Source organism: Ralstonia mojiangensis (assembly GCF_023955645.1).
Taxonomy (GTDB): Bacteria; Pseudomonadota; Gammaproteobacteria; order Burkholderiales; family Burkholderiaceae; genus Ralstonia; species Ralstonia mojiangensis.
Genome location: NZ_JAMXHU010000003.1, coordinates 279,884 through 294,434 on the forward strand (window position 1 = coordinate 279,884; position 14,551 = coordinate 294,434).

Annotated in this window: 11 protein-coding genes; 2 read left to right on the forward strand and 9 right to left on the reverse strand. The window is 63.2% G+C overall.

The features are described from left to right. Positions 1-18: 18 nt before the first annotated feature. From glnL to NG898_RS13380, 3 genes are all read right to left on the reverse strand, one after another. A complete protein-coding gene (gene glnL / locus NG898_RS13370) occupies positions 19-1,221 on the reverse strand; it encodes a nitrogen regulation protein NR(II) (protein WP_252692716.1) in 1,203 nt (400 codons plus the stop codon). A gap of 7 nt (positions 1,222-1,228) precedes the next feature. Beyond that, positions 1,229-1,750 (reverse strand): DUF4124 domain-containing protein, encoded by a 522-nt coding sequence (locus NG898_RS13375; RefSeq protein ID WP_252692717.1) that lies wholly within the window; start codon positions 1,748-1,750, stop codon positions 1,229-1,231. Positions 1,751-1,908: 158 nt separating this feature from the next. Next, on the reverse strand, positions 1,909-3,324 hold the full coding sequence (locus NG898_RS13380) for a 3-hydroxylaminophenol mutase (RefSeq protein ID WP_027677605.1): 1,416 nt from the start codon (positions 3,322-3,324) through the stop codon (positions 1,909-1,911). A 468-nt stretch (positions 3,325-3,792) separates the two neighbouring features. On the opposite strand from NG898_RS13380, the gene NG898_RS13385 reads away from it, so the two are divergent. Then, positions 3,793-4,269, forward strand: a complete 477-nt coding sequence (locus NG898_RS13385) for a rhodanese-like domain-containing protein (RefSeq protein ID WP_252693439.1) — start codon at positions 3,793-3,795, stop codon at positions 4,267-4,269. A gap of 16 nt (positions 4,270-4,285) precedes the next feature. Here the strand turns inward: NG898_RS13385 and NG898_RS13390 are convergent, their stop codons facing one another. The 6 genes from NG898_RS13390 to hrpA all read right to left on the reverse strand — a co-directional run bounded on the left by NG898_RS13390 (position 4,286) and on the right by hrpA (position 12,982). After that, positions 4,286-5,104, reverse strand: coding sequence for a competence/damage-inducible protein A (locus NG898_RS13390; protein WP_252692718.1), 819 nt, complete (start codon positions 5,102-5,104; stop codon positions 4,286-4,288). Between the two features lie 21 nt (positions 5,105-5,125). Then, positions 5,126-5,983 carry an EI24 domain-containing protein gene (locus NG898_RS13395; RefSeq protein WP_252692719.1) on the reverse strand — a complete coding sequence of 286 codons (858 nt, stop codon included), beginning with the start codon at positions 5,981-5,983 and terminating at the stop codon, positions 5,126-5,128. A 77-nt stretch (positions 5,984-6,060) separates the two neighbouring features. Continuing rightward, positions 6,061-7,035 (reverse strand): sterol desaturase family protein, encoded by a 975-nt coding sequence (locus NG898_RS13400; protein WP_252692720.1) that lies wholly within the window; start codon positions 7,033-7,035, stop codon positions 6,061-6,063. Position 7,036: 1 nt separating this feature from the next. Beyond that, complete coding sequence (locus tag NG898_RS13405) at positions 7,037-7,867, reverse strand: polysaccharide deacetylase family protein (RefSeq protein WP_252692721.1); 831 nt, start codon at positions 7,865-7,867, stop codon at positions 7,037-7,039. Between the two features lie 11 nt (positions 7,868-7,878). After that, positions 7,879-8,874 carry a YVTN family beta-propeller repeat protein gene (locus NG898_RS13410; RefSeq protein ID WP_252692722.1) on the reverse strand — a complete coding sequence of 332 codons (996 nt, stop codon included), beginning with the start codon at positions 8,872-8,874 and terminating at the stop codon, positions 7,879-7,881. 115 nt (positions 8,875-8,989) lie between these two features. Further along, complete coding sequence (gene hrpA / locus NG898_RS13415) at positions 8,990-12,982, reverse strand: ATP-dependent RNA helicase HrpA (protein ID WP_252692723.1); 3,993 nt, start codon at positions 12,980-12,982, stop codon at positions 8,990-8,992. 71 nt (positions 12,983-13,053) lie between these two features. On the opposite strand from hrpA, the gene argA reads away from it, so the two are divergent. Beyond that, positions 13,054-14,451 (forward strand): amino-acid N-acetyltransferase, encoded by a 1,398-nt coding sequence (gene argA / locus NG898_RS13420; protein WP_024975949.1) that lies wholly within the window; start codon positions 13,054-13,056, stop codon positions 14,449-14,451. Positions 14,452-14,551: the final 100 nt, after the last annotated feature.

Genomic DNA, 14,551 nt, shown 5'->3' on the forward strand with positions numbered 1-14,551 from the left:
CGTCGTTGAAGCGAGGCTTCAGTGCAGCGGCACGAGAATGCGGAAATCCGTTTGACCCGGCCTGCTCTCGCATTCGATCAGACCATCGTGCTGCTGCACGAACGTCTGCGCGAGTGTCAGGCCCAGCCCACTTCCCCCCTCCCTTCCGGACACCAGCGGGAAGAAGATTCGCTCGCGGATGTCGTCCGGGATACCAGGACCGTTGTCCACTACATGCAAGTCCAATGCCAGCTTGTAAAGACGTTTTGCAATCGTAACTTTGCGTGCGACGCGCGTGCGCAGAATGATTTCGCCGTCGCCCTGCGCAATGCGAGGGCCCAGCGCATGCGCCGCGTTGTGAACGATGTTGAGCAGGGCCTGGATGAGCTGCTCCTTGTCGCCGCGAAACTCCGGCAGGCTCGCGTCGTAGTCCCGCACGATATGCAGGCCCTGCGGAAACTCTGCCAGCACCACCGAGCGCACACGCTCCAACACCTCGTGGATGTTCACATCGCCAACGATATGCGGATGCCGGTGCGGTTCCAGCAGGCGATCAACCAGCGTCTGCAGGCGGTCGGATTCCTTGATGATGACTTGCGTGTACTCGCGAAGCGAACGTTCCGGCAGCTCGAACTCCAGCAACTGCGCGGCGCCACGGATGCCGCCCAGCGGATTCTTGATCTCGTGCGCCAGATTGCGGATCAGCTCTTTGTTGGCGGAGGTCAGGTCCAGCAAGCGCTCCTCGCGCTCGCTGCGGATCTTCTGCTCGTTGGGCAGCAGCTCAAGCAGCACCGATCCCGGCGCAAAGTCGAGTGCGCCCACAACGGCATGCGCGTGCAGCGGTTCGTGGCCCACGCGCTCGAGCGAGACATCACGCCGCTTGGCATCGAACTGGCGAACCGCCACGGTGGCGATCATCTCGCCCAGTTCGGACGGATCGGCAAACAACTCGAACAACGACATCTCCACCAGCTGGCGGCGGGACACGGCCAGGGCGGCTTCAGCGGCGGGGTTGGCGTAGAAGATCGTCAGCGCCGGGTGGCGGACGAAGAGGATGGGATTGGGCACCGCATCGAGCCCAGGAAACGATGGCGGTGCACCATGTGAAAACGGAATGGGCGGCGGCCCGTCAATGGGCTCGCTTCCGAACGCCTCACGCGTAGAGGCGGAGGCTGACGGCGCAGATGGCGTCGTCTGTTCCTGTTCATCGCGGCGTGCCGCTTTGCGGATCAGTCGACGCATCGTTTACCTACTCCTTGAGATTGCCCAGCTCCCGGCGGATGGAATCGACATTGGCTTGACTGCGTTCGATGTCGCCCTTCAACTGCGCGGTGCGGTCCAGATACTTCTGATAGTTACGTTCGTTGCCCTGGCGCTCGGGCTGACCGTTGTTGTATTCGGCCTTCAACGCCTGGAGCTTGCGCTCCTCGTCTGCCAGCTCGGCCTCCAGCACCTGGCGGCGTTCGCCGTCACGTGCCTTCTGCGTGGCGTTGTCCACGCGGGGGAAACCGCCACCTGCATTGTTTTGCGCCGGTGCGGGTGCCGCTCCTGCACTGCGCGGGCTGCGCGTGCCGGGGACGGTTACCACATCTGGCAGCGTCAACTTCTTGCAGCCTTTCACGTTGCCGCTGTTGCGGTACTCCGGCACGCCATTCGGGCCGGTGCACAGATAAACATCATCAGCGTACGCGGGTGCCTGCACGGACAGCGTGGCAAACACCGCGGCGGCGGCAAGCAGTCCGGATGCGATGCGTGGGGAAGGACGGAACATGAATGGAACCTGGCGGATACGTCGATCGGGCGCCGGAGTCCGGCGGACGCTCATTCTAGCCACAAAACTCCGCTTCATAAAAAGGAAGGGCGACCTGCGCCGCCCCTCCTCTCACAACCGTCTCTTCGCCCCGACATATCGCTCGGGGCGCTCGCAGATTACAGCGAGTAGTACATCTCGAACTCGAGTGGGTGCGTCGTCATGCGGAAGCGCGTGACTTCTTCCATCTTCAGTTCGATGTAGGCGTCGAGCATGGCGTTGGAGAACACACCACCGCGGGTCAGGAACTCGCGATCCTTGTCCAGGTACTCGAGGGCCTGATCCAGGCTCGAGCACACGGTCGGGATCTTTGCGTCTTCTTCCGGCGGCAGGTCGTACAGGTTCTTGTCGGCAGCTTCGCCCGGGTGGATCTTGTTCTGCACGCCGTCCAGGCCGGCCATCAACAGAGCCGAGAAGCCCAGGTACGGGTTCATCAGCGGATCCGGGAAGCGCGTTTCGATACGGCGGCCCTTCGGGTTCGCAACGTACGGAATACGGATCGAAGCCGAACGGTTGCGGGCCGAGTAAGCCAGCTTGACCGGAGCTTCAAAGCCCGGCACCAGACGCTTGTACGAGTTCGTACCCGGGTTGGTGAGGGCGTTCAGCGCGCGGGCGTGCTTGATGATGCCGCCGATGTAGTACAGCGCAAATTCCGACAGACCGGCGTAGCCGTTGCCTGCGAACAGGTTCTGGCCGTCCTTCCACACGGATTGGTGCACGTGCATGCCCGAACCGTTGTCGCCCACGACCGGCTTCGGCATGAACGTGGCGGTCTTGCCGTACGTGTGCGCGACGTTCTGGATCACGTACTTTTGCAGTTGGGTCCAGTCGGCGCGTTGCACCAGCGTGCTGAACTTCGTGCCGATTTCGTTCTGGCCTTGGCCTGCCACTTCGTGGTGGTGGACTTCAACCGGAATGCCCAGCGATTCCAGGATCAGGCACATTTCCGAGCGCATGTCTTGGAACGTGTCGATCGGGGCAACCGGGAAGTAGCCGCCCTTCTTGCCCGGACGGTGGCCCGAGTTGCCGTGTTCGAAGTCCTTGCCCGACGACCACGGAGCTTCTTCGGAATGGATCTTCACGAAGCAACCCTGCATGTCGATGTTCCAGGTCACGCCGTCGAAGATGAAGAATTCGGGTTCCGGACCAAAGTAGGCGGTGTCGCCCAGGCCCGTGCTCTTCAGATAGGCTTCAGCGCGCTTGGCGATCGAGCGCGGGTCGCGGTCGTAGCCCTTGCCGTCCGACGGCTCGACCACGTCGCAGGTCAGGACCAGGGTCGGCTCTTCGTAGAACGGGTCGATGTGTGCGGTGTTTGCATCCGGCACCAGCAGCATGTCCGACGCTTCGATGCCTTTCCAGCCGGCGATCGACGAGCCGTCGAATGCGTGGCCGCTTTCGAACTTATCTTCGTCGAAGTGCGAAACGGGGACCGAGACGTGCTGCTCCTTACCCTTGGTATCGGTGAAGCGGAAATCGACGAACTTGACGTCGTTTTCCTTCACGAGCTTCATCACGTCTGCAATGCTTTGGGACATGCCATTCTCCTGGTAGCGCAATAACGCAAAGTATTGTGAGCCGGTTGTGTGACGGATCGCTGCACATCGGCTGCAACTCGCCCTCACTCCGAAACATCTTCTTTCCAGCAAGGCCGTCCGACCAACGGACGCCCCCGAAAAAGACCGCGGGAATATTAGCAGAAACTATGCCAATTCCGGTCCGACAACGGGCAAGCACTCCCGCAAACAGTGCAGCACCGCGCCAGCCCATGTCTGACACGGTGCGTGCGCCCCGCAATCCAGCCGAACGGTGTCACGCAAAATCCTCGTCGATATGAACAAGGCTGTTCAAACAGCATAGCCAACGCACGTAAAAGGTGCATAAAAGCCCGACCGGCACCGTTGCAGTGCGTTAAAGCTGTGCGCGCACCGTTTAGGTGATTTTCGCCCGCGCCATGTGACGGCGGCGCTAAAATGACCGCTTCCCATTCCACGCGCTCAATCGCCATGACTGCCACTACGCTCACTCGCGAGTCCCTGCTCGAGGCCGCCGCCGCTCGCCGCGAGGCAGATCAGCTGCCGTACTTCGGCGCGCTGTCGCCGCAAGAGGCTGCCGCGCTGTTGGCCGCCGACCCGCAAGCGCGGCTCGTGGACGTGCGCACGCGTGCCGAACTCGACTGGGTTGGCACGCCGGACGTTTCGCCAAGCCAGTTTGTGCATGTGGAGTGGAATCAGTATCCGGGCGGCGTGCGCAACGCCAATTTCCTGAGCGCGCTGGAAGCAGCCGTTCCGAAAGACGCCCCGGTGCTGTTTCTGTGCCGCAGCGCCGCACGCTCCAAGCATGCAGCAGCGGCGGCCGCGCAGGCGGGCTATACCGCAGCGATGGACGTGCTCGAAGGTTTTGAGGGCGCCAAAGACACCGAGGGACATCGCAAGACCGTGGAAGGTTGGTGCTTCCGGGGCCTTCCCTGGCACGGCGCCTGAGGCACGCTGCTAAGCGTCAGGACGCTGCGGAGGCGTCCGCCTCGAAAATCTCGCCGCCCAGCGCCAAGGCGCCCTCTCGCAGCACCACATAGGCGCGCGCCACGGCTTCCGGCGAGCCCTTGACACCCAGGTCGATGTGCGAGCGGGCATAGCGCTCGCCGCGCGCCGTATCGCCCACGCTGGGCAGACTGAAGACCTTTACACCATCGAACTCAGCTTCGATGCGTTCCATCAGCGGCGTGAGCCGCGACTCCGGCAGGCCGAACACCAGGAACGAGCGCTCTTCGCGCGGCGCGCGGTGGAATTGATCGGCGTAATAAGTGTCGAGTACCCACTCCATCATCGGCCACGCCATCACCGGGAAACCCGGCATGAAATGGTGATGCGCCACCGAGAAACCGGGGATGCGGTTGTAGCTATTCGGGATGATGCGTGCGCCCTGCGGAAACTCGCCCATCTTGAAGCGGTGCTGATTCTCGGGCGTTGAGACATCTGCCTTGGCCGGGTCACCGTTGGCCGACTCGGAAATGCGCAACGTGATCTGCTCTCGCGCTTCCGGATGCAGCTCCAACGGTACGCCCAGCGCAGCAGCTGCGCATTGGCGCGTGTGGTCATCGGGCGTCGCGCCGATACCGCCGGTGCAGAACACCACGTCATCGCTGGCAAAGGTACGCTTGAGCACGCTGGTGATGCGCGCGGGTTGATCGCCGACGTATTCCGCCCACTCCAAGGCTAGGCCGCGCTCGCCGAGCACTTCGATCAGCTTGCGCAGGTGTTTGTCCTCGCGGCGACCAGAGAGAATCTCGTCGCCGATGATGATCATGCCGAAAGCCATGTCAGTTCCGATGGTTTCTAATTATTCGCGAGGCAATTCAATCGTAGTGACCTCGATCTCGATGGCCTCGACCATGCGCGCAGGCGGCGCTTCAGCACGAAGGCGCGTGAGTGCGCGCAAGCAGAAATGGCCGAACCACAGCGCCGAGAAAATGAAGATCAGCACGTACAGCCAGATGACGGCGATGGCGATGATCGGGAACAGCACAATCGTCACCACCGACGATACCCACAGCAGCGTCGGCGCGGAGCCCAGCATGCCGACGGCCACGCCAATGCCCAGGAGCGGCAGCCGGTAGCGCTGCATAATCGCGCGGCGCTCTTCGGCCGTCGCGTGGTCAGCCAACGCGTCGTACGTCATCAACCGGTACGTGAGCCAACCCCACAGCAACGGTGGAATCAGTGCAAAAAACGGGGGGATCAGCCACAACGGCAGCGTGACGATCGCCACCAGAATGACCACCAGCGTGCATAGCAGCGCATGCATCAGGCTGCCCAGCACCGTGCCGCCCTTGCGACGCTCAAGCTGCGGATAACTGCGGTCAAGAAAACGCATGACCACCGGCACCGACGCCACGCTCACCAGCACAAGGATGGATACGACAATCACCGGCACCAGCAAGGTGATCACGAGCAGCGGCGCAATGGCCGACCACAATCCGGCCATGCCGATGGCGTTGAGGCCGCTCTTGATCCAGCCCATGAAGGCCCAGCCTTCCACGGCGTTGCGGGCCATGCCGTTCATGGCATCCCAGCCGAAATACAGCACCCCTCCCCAGACCACCACGGCCACGACGAACGGCATCACGGTCAGGAAGAGCATGCGCGGATGCAGTTGCGAGAGCAGCGCCCGGCCAAATGAGCGAATCAGGTCGTTCATGCAGAAATCGGGAAATCAGGGAGCGAACAGCCTAGCACAGCGTGCAGAAATGACGCTGGCGCCGTCGCGCGTGAACTTTACGCCCTGCCGAACAGGCGCTTGAGGCCAAGCCACTGCTGACGCAGCACGCCGCGCCCGTAGTCGCGCGAGCGCCCTTGCGGCGCGGGAAGTTGATCGCGAATACCGGTGGCGTGGTACTCGGGCGAGAAGATGGCGGTGCCGAACAGCATGTCCCACCATGGGAACAGCACGCCAAAGTTGCAGCCGCCCAGCACGCCCGGCTTGCCCGGCACTTCATGGCCCAGCCCAATCGCGTGATGCAACCGATGGAAGCGTGGCGAGATCAGCAGCCGGTCGCCCAGCCACCCGAAATGCAGCCGCACGTTGGCGTGCTGCAGGCTCTGCAGCAATTGCGAAATGGCAACCAACAGAACGTACTGCGAAGGCTCAACCCCAATGACGAGCGCCGCGATGGCAAACACAGCGCCGCGCAGCACATCGTCGAGGATGTGGTTGCGGTCATCGGACCACAGCGTCATCTGCTGCTGGCTGTGATGCAGCGAATGCAGGTTCCACCACCAGTGAAATTTGTGTGAGAGGCGGTGATACCAGTAGTCGAGCAGGTCGAACAACACCAGATAGATCAGAAAACTGACGACAGCGACGGATGTGACGCCCGGCCACCAGTCTTCCACGTTCAGGTGCGCCCAGCCCCAGAAGCGCAGCTTGCCGTCGAGGTCGTCGATCAGCGGCTGCAGCATGAAAAACATCAGCAGCGGGAAGAAACCCAGGCGGTGAAAGAGCGTGTAGAAGATGTCGGCACGCACGGCCTTGCGGTCTTGCATCGGCTCCACCGGGCGCCAGCGTTCCAGCGGACGGAAGATCAGCAGCAGCACCGCGATCTGCACCAGCCCCATCAGCAGCCATTCCGTGCCGGGGTAGGCATCTTCGACGTAACCACCCAGGCCGACGGCATAGGTGATCGGCATCACGACGTGCTGGAAGAGCACGTCCTGCGCTTGCGTGAAGGTGTCGGCGATCCAGTCAAACATGTCAGCGGGCCGCAGTGTGTGCCGGGTGAGCAGCAAACCACGCTTGGTACTGCGGATGATCGCGCAGCGTAGCGAAGCAGAAACCCTTGCGTTCCAAGCCGGTGATCAAAGGCTCCAGATCCGCAGGCGCCCACGGATCCTTGCGCGACCAGATTCCCAGATGCGCCATGGTGATGTCGCCATCGCGCAGGCTGGACAGCGCCTTCTGCAACAGCGCGTCGTTCGGGTAACGCTCCGATGGCAACTCATCGCCCAGGAAACCGGCGGGCGCCCATGCAACGTGGGCAAACCCGCATTGCTTGGCCCAGGCCTCGGTCGTCGCAGAAAGATGACCACCCGGCGCACGCCACAGCGGATCCATCGGCTGACCGGTCATGGCCTTGAAGCGCTCGGCGCTGTGTTTCAGTTCCGCACAGAACTCAGGCTCGCCCCACACGACATTACGGCCGCCCTGCTCGCCAAACTGCGGGCGGAAACGGACTTTGCCCGCACCCGCCTCGCCCTTGTAGTAGACGTGATCGAAGGTGTGCGTACCGAAGGCGTGGCCGTCGGCGGCAAGCGATTTCCAATACGGTGCCCAGCCGTCATCCAGCGTGCTGTCGTCGTGGATGGTCTTTTCGTTGGCGAGGAAGAACGTGGCGTGGATACGATGGCGGCGCAGCGTGTCAGCAATCAACTGCGCCTGACTCATGCTGCCGGTGTCGAACGTCAGGTAGACGGTGCCTTTGCACGCACCGGCATTCACCCCACCCGGTGCGGCCGTGGCCAGCGCGCACAGGCCCAGCGCTGCCGTGGCAGCGACCGTGCGCAACATCGACAGGCCGGATTTCATCGTCGTGATGCTCAAATCAGGGGAGCGCGCGTGCGGAAGTAAATGCCGTGCGGCGAGCGCCCGACCTTGATCTCTTCCACGACCTTGCGGCTTGCCACATCGACAATCGCCACGCGTTTGGCCCAGCGGCAGGTCACCCACAGCTGCTTGCCATCGGCGGTCAATTCCATGTCGTCGGGACCAGGCGGCAGACCGGTGATGTCGCCCACCTTGGTCAGCGTTTGCTGATCGATGATGCTGATCGTGCCCGACACGCGGTTCGACAGGAACAAGTGGCGCTTGTCACCCAGCGCGCGGAAGTTGTGCGCGCCCTTGCCGGTCGGGATGCGCTTGACGCTGGTGCGGTTGTGCCAGTCGATCACTTCGACGTAATCGGCGCCGGTCATGCCAACCAGCAGGTATTTCTGATCGGTCGTGACCCACACTCCGGCCGGGGCGGAGCCAATGGTCATGCGCCACATCACGGTCTGCGTGGGCAGGTCGATGGCCATCACCTCGTTGGAATCCTGCAGGGTGACAAATGCGATCTTGCTGTCGGCGGTATAGGCAATATGGCTTGGCGTCTTGGCCGCAGGCACTTGCTTGGCGATGGTCAGCGCGTGACCGTCCCAGCGGTAGATATCAATGCGGTCCAGCCGGTTGCCGGTGGTTAGGAACCACTTCTGGTCCGGCGAGAAGCCGATCTGATACGGATCGTCGATGCGCGGCACACGCTGCTGAATCTTGCCGGTCACAGGATCGAGGAACACCAGCTCGTTGCCGACCGCGTTGGCAACGATCAACGACTTCTCGTCGGGCGTGGCGATCAGATGGTGCGGCTCCTTGCCGATGGGGAACGTCTCGAGCACCTTGCGGGTGTCCTTGTCGATCAGAGAGACGCTTGCGTCGCCCGAGTTGAGCACAGTGACGACTTCAGCACGCGCCGCTTGCGCTGCCATCAAAGCAGCGGCCGAAAGGACAAGCGTGGAAAACCAACGGGAGGCAAACGAGGCGCGCAAGGCAGACATATCGAGAAGATTCAGCAACTTAGCCAGCCATTCTAACGCTCGCATTTACGTCGTCGCTGACACAAATCAAAAAAAGAAAGCGGGAACTTTCCCCGCTCCCAACAACGCATTGCAGCTATCGCTGCATTGATTCCCACACCTTCTGCAGCCGCTTGACCGACATCGGCACCGGCGTGCGCAGCTCCTGTGCAAACAGGGCGATGCGCAACTCTTCCAGCATCCAGCGGAATTCCTCCATGCGCGGGTCATTGCCGCCCTGCCCTTGCACGCGCAACGCCTTTTCCGCACGTTGATATTGCTGGATGAGCGGCGCGATCTCCTGCATGCGCTGCGTGTCGCGGGCGGGGTCAGCCTTGAGCTTGTCGATGCGCAGCGCGATGCCCTTCAGGTAACGCGGGAAGTGCGTCAACTGCGCGTACGGCGTCGCCTCGATAAAGCGTTTGTGCATCAGCGTCTTGAGCTGCGCGTCGATATCGGTGGCGACGGCGGCAAACGGCTTGGCGATCTGCAGCTTGCGCGGCAGTTGCGCATATTCAGCCAGGATGGCACCAACCAGCCGCGCAATCTCCTGCGCCAGCAACGTCAGGCGTGCGCGGCTTTCGTCCTTGCGGGCACCAAAACTGGCGTCATCAGTCGGCAGCGGGTCTTGCAGGCACGCGCGCTCCAGCGTGGCATCCAGGATCTGGTCGCGCAGATCATCCTGCGTGCCCAGGTTCATGAACTGGATGGCCATCTGCGACAGGCCCGGGATGTTCTTTTCCAGATACTTCAACGGCTCGCGCAGCTGGATTGCGAACAACCGCCGCAAGCCCAGGCGATGGATGCGCGTGGCTTCTGCTGGATCATCGAAGACTTCCACATCGCAGTGGTCACCGGCATCGACGAGTGCCGGATAGCCGAACAGCGTCTGGCTGCCTTTGCGAACTTCCAGCAGTTCCGGCAACTCGCCGAAATTCCATGTGGTCAGGCCCGAGTAAAGCGCGGCGTTTGCCGGAGCTTCCGACTTGCCTGCCTTGCCGGGCTTGGCACCCTCGTTCTGGGCGCCAGCCACGGCAGCGTCCTGCGCGGCGATCGACTGGAACGTCTGCTGCGCGCGTCCGCCCAGTTCCGCTCGCAACTGGGCCAGATTGCGACCCATGTCGAGCTGGCGTCCGTGCTCGTCGATCACCTTGAAATTCATGAAGTGATGCGCAGGCAGCGTTTCGAGCTTGAAGTCGGCACGCTTGAGCGCGATGCCGGTCTGCTCGCGCACGTCGGCGATCAAGCGGTCGAGCAGATCGCCATCCCCCAACCGCACGCGCGAGACGAATCCGGCGGCGTAGTCCGGCAACGGCACGCAATGACGACGCAGCTTCTGCGGCAGGCTTTTCAGGAGCAGATGCACCTTCTCCTTGAGCATGCCCGGCACCAGCCATTCGGTGCGTTGCGCGGGCACTTGGTTGAGCGCATACAGCGGCACGGTGAGCGTTACACCGTCGCGCGGGCTGCCGGGCTCGAAGTGATACGTCAGCCCCATGTCGATGCCGGCAATCGGCAGCGCCTTCGGGAACAGGTCGGTCGTGATGCCGGCCGCCTCGTGGCGCATCAGGTCATCGCGATTCAGGTACAGCAGCTTCTGGCCGCTTTTGCCGCCCGCACTGGCGGCCTCGGCATACCAGCGCTCGAACGACACGCTGTTGTAAACGTCCGCCGGAATCTGGCTGTCGTAGAACGCGTAGATCAGTTCGTCATCCACCAGCACGTCTTGTCGGCGCGACTTGTGTTCGAGGTTTTCGATCTCGCGCACCAGGCGCTGGTTGTGCGTGAAGAACGGCAGGCGCGTTTCGAACTCGCCGTCGACCAGCGCGCGGCGGATGAACATCTCGCGTGCTTCCTTCGGCTGCATCGGCCCGAAGTGCACGCGGCGCTGCTGATAGACCGGCAGGCCGTACAGCGTGCCACGCTCGAAGGCCATCACCTGCCCGGCCTTCTTTTCCCAGTGCGGATCGCTCCACGACACCTTCAACAGGTGCGCGCCGACCTTCTCCACCCACTCCGGCTCGATGCGCGCCAGCGTGCGACCGAACAGGCGGCTGGTCTCGATCAGTTCGCCACCCACGACCCACTTGCCCGCCTTGCGCGCAATGACCGAACCCGGCCACAGGAAAAACTTGATACCGCGCGCGCCGAGGTATTCACGGCCTTTCCCATCCGCCTCTTCGATGCGCACACCGATGTTGCCGAGCAAACCCGTCAACAGCGCCAGATGCAACTGCTCATACGTCGGATCGGATTCATTGAGCTTCCAGCCCTGCTCCGCCACCGTGGTATGCAACTGCGAATGCACGTCGCGCCATTCGCGCAGCCGCACATGCGACAGGAAGTGCGAGCGGCACTGGTCCTGCAATTGTTTGTTCGACTTCTTGTGCGCGATGGCCTCTTCGAACCACTTCCACAGCTTCACCCAGCCGAGGAACTCCGATTTCTCATCGGCAAACTGTCGATGCGCCTGATCCGCCTGCTGCTGCAGTTCCTGCGGGCGCTCGCGCGGGTCTTGCACCGACAAGGCACTCGCGATGATGAGCATCTCGCGCAGGCACTGGTGGTCGCGGCCGGCCAGAATCATCCGCGCCACACGCGGGTCCAGCGGCAGACGGGCGACCTGCTTGCCCAGCGGGGTCAGCGCGTTTTCATCGTCGACGGCACCAAGTTCTTGCAGGAGCTGGTAGCCGTCGGCAATCGCACGGCCAAGCGGCGGCTCGATAAAGGGGAACTGCTCAACGTCGGTCAGCCGCAGCGCCTTCATACGCAAAATGACGGCGGCCAGCGACGAACGCAGGATTTCCGGATCGGTAAAACGCGGTCGCGCAATGAAATCCGCTTCTTCATACAAGCGGATGCAAACGCCGTCGGCTACCCGGCCGCATCGACCGGCACGCTGGTTGGCCGCGGCCTGCGACACCGGCTCGATCTGCAGTTGCTCGACCTTGTTGCGATACGAATAGCGCTTGACGCGCGCCAGCCCCGTATCGACCACGTAACGAATGCCCGGCACCGTCAGCGAGGTCTCGGCCACGTTCGTCGCAAGCACGATGCGCCGGGCATTGGACGGTCGGAACACACGTTCCTGCTCCTGCACCGACAGGCGCGCAAACAGCGGCAGGATCTCGGTATGGGCCGGATGGTGCTTGCGCAGCGCCTCGGCCGCCTCGCGAATTTCGCGCTCGCCGGGCAGGAAGATGAGCACGTCGCCCGGGCCTTCGCGGGCAAGCTCATCCACCGCATCGACGAGCGCTTCGTACAGATCACGCTCCTTGTCCTTCTCGTCGCGCTGAATCGGGCGGTAGCGCACCTCGACCGGATACAACCGGCCGCTGACCTCGATGACTGGCGCTGGCCCCTTGGGGCCCGCGAAGTGCTCGGCAAACCGCTGAGCGTCGATGGTCGCCGAGGTGATGATCACCTTCAGATCGGGCCGGCGCGGCAAAAGCTGCTTGAGATAGCCGATCAGGAAGTCGATGTTGAGGCTGCGTTCGTGCGCCTCGTCGATGATGATCGTGTCGTAGGCGCGCAGCAGCGGATCGTTCTGCGTCTCGGCCAGCAAGATGCCGTCGGTCATCAGCTTGACCGACGCACCCGCCGAGAGCGTGTCGTTAAAGCGCACCTGGAAGCCCACATGCTCGCCCACTGGCGTGCCGATTTCCTGCGCAATGCGCTTGGCGGTTGACGTCGCGGCAATCCGGCGCGGCTGCGTATGGCCGATCAGCCCGGTACCGCCCGCGCCAATGCCTCGTCCAATCGACAGGCAGATCTTCGGCAATTGCGTGGTCTTGCCCGAGCCGGTCTCACCCGAGACGATCACCACCTGGTTGGCAGCGATGGCCTGAGCGATCTCGTCGCGCCGGGCCGACACGGGCAGCGCTTCGGGAAACGTGATCGGCGGGACGCGGTTCGCTCGTGCGCGGCGCGCCTCCAGCGCCGCGGCAAGTTCTTCCGGCGTGGGCTTTTGGCGGCGCTGCGGACGAGCATTGCCACCGGGCTTGCGCTCGGGCGGCGGCGTGTCTTTCGGCGATTTCTGGGAGGGCGCCGCCGGGCGTGGCCGGGGCGGCTGGGCGTGGGAATCTGACATCGGGCGGGATTATAATCCGCGCATCTTTCCTACGCCGGCCCGCGCCCCGTGCCGCTTTTCCTCCTCCGTCCGTGACCGCTCGCTCCTCCGCCCCCGCCTCCGGCGTTTCGCTGGCGGCGCATACGCCCGCCCCTGTCGACGTCGCCCCAATTCCGCCCACGCCCGAACAGCAGCAGTTCGTGGACTGGCTGCGCGAGGTGGCGCCTTACATTCACTCCTTCCGCGACAAGACCTTCGTGATCGGCTTTGGCGGCGAGCTGGTCCAGGCCGGCATGCTGGGCGCGCTCGTCAACGACGTCGCGCTGTTGCATGCGATGGGCATGCGCATCGTGCTGGTGCACGGCTCGCGCCCGCAGGTGGAAGAACAGCTTGCCCTGCGCAACGTGAAAACCCAGTTCGTGGATGGCGTACGCGTGACGGACGCCGCCGCGCTGGAGTCCGCCAAGGAAGCCTCCGGCGAACTGCGTCTGGATATCGAAGCCGCCTTCAGCCAGGGCCTGCCCAACACACCGATGGCCGGCGCGCGCATGTCGGTGGTGTCTGGCAACTTCGTGACAGCGCGGCCGGTGGGCATCGTCAACGGCGTGGACTTCCAGCACACGGGGCTGGTGCGCAAGATCGATGCGGAGTCGATCCAGCATTCCCTGTCCAACCGCAAGATCGTGCTGCTCTCGCCGCTAGGCTTTTCGCCGACGGGCCAGGCGTTCAACCTGTCGATGGAAGACGTGGCCGCCAACACCGCCACGGCGCTTAAGGCCGACAAGCTCATCTTCATCACGGAGCTGCCCGGCATCATGGACCGCGTGGGCAAGCTGCAGCAGGACCTGTCGATGGAAACGGCTATCGAGCGCCTGCGCGACGGCAGCCTGTCGCACGACACGGCTTATTACCTGCAGCACATCGTCAAGGCGATGCGCGGCGGCGTGCGCCGGGCACACGTGATCCCGTTTGCGCTGGACGGCAGCATCCTGCTGGAGCTGTTTTTGCATGATGGCGTGGGCACCATGGTGTCGCACACCGATCTGGAATACCTGCGCGAGGCCACGCTGGACGACGTGGGCGGCATCGTCTCGCTCATCGAGCCGCTGGAAGCCGACGGCACGCTGGTGCCGCGCGAACGCCGTCTGCTGGAGCGCGACATCGCCAACTTCTCGGTCATCGAACACGACGGCATCATCTTTGGCTGCGTGGCGCTGTATCCGTACCCGAAAGACGGCATGGCCGAAATGGCCTGCCTGATCGTCTCCCCAGACAGCCAAGGCACCGGCGACGGCGAGCGTTTGCTCAAGCACACCGAAGTGCGCGCCCGTGCGCTGGGCCTCAAGCGCCTGTTCGTGCTCACCACGCGGACGGAACACTGGTTCCTCAAACGCGGCTTCGTACGTGCCAGCGTGGACGATCTGCCGGAAGACCGTCGCAAGCTCTACAACTGGCAGCGGCGCTCGATGGTGCTGATGAAGAAGCTTTAAACCCTTGGCGTGCGTCGTGGAATCAGAGCCCGGCGGCGCGCGGCCTTTACAATAGCGGCACCTGCGTCGCGCTTGAGCGGCGCTCCCGCCACACAAGAGG

Bases quoted from the DNA above. Each gene is read 5' to 3' on its own strand.
- NG898_RS13395 (WP_252692719.1), bottom strand. From the start codon at position 5,983: ATGAACGACCTGATTCGCTCATTTGGCCGGGCGCTGCTCTCGCAACTG.
- NG898_RS13400 (WP_252692720.1), bottom strand. From the start codon at position 7,035: ATGTTTGACTGGATCGCCGACACCTTCACGCAAGCGCAGGACGTGCTC.
- NG898_RS13405 (WP_252692721.1), bottom strand. From the start codon at position 7,867: ATGAAATCCGGCCTGTCGATGTTGCGCACGGTCGCTGCCACGGCAGCG.
- hrpA (WP_252692723.1), bottom strand. From the start codon at position 12,982: ATGTCAGATTCCCACGCCCAGCCGCCCCGGCCACGCCCGGCGGCGCCC.
- NG898_RS13380 (WP_027677605.1), bottom strand. From the start codon at position 3,324: ATGTCCCAAAGCATTGCAGACGTGATGAAGCTCGTGAAGGAAAACGAC.
- glnL (WP_252692716.1), bottom strand. From the start codon at position 1,221: ATGCGTCGACTGATCCGCAAAGCGGCACGCCGCGATGAACAGGAACAG.
- NG898_RS13390 (WP_252692718.1), bottom strand. From the start codon at position 5,104: ATGGCTTTCGGCATGATCATCATCGGCGACGAGATTCTCTCTGGTCGC.
- NG898_RS13375 (WP_252692717.1), bottom strand. From the start codon at position 1,750: ATGTTCCGTCCTTCCCCACGCATCGCATCCGGACTGCTTGCCGCCGCC.
- NG898_RS13385 (WP_252693439.1), top strand. From the start codon at position 3,793: ATGACTGCCACTACGCTCACTCGCGAGTCCCTGCTCGAGGCCGCCGCC.
- NG898_RS13410 (WP_252692722.1), bottom strand. From the start codon at position 8,874: ATGTCTGCCTTGCGCGCCTCGTTTGCCTCCCGTTGGTTTTCCACGCTT.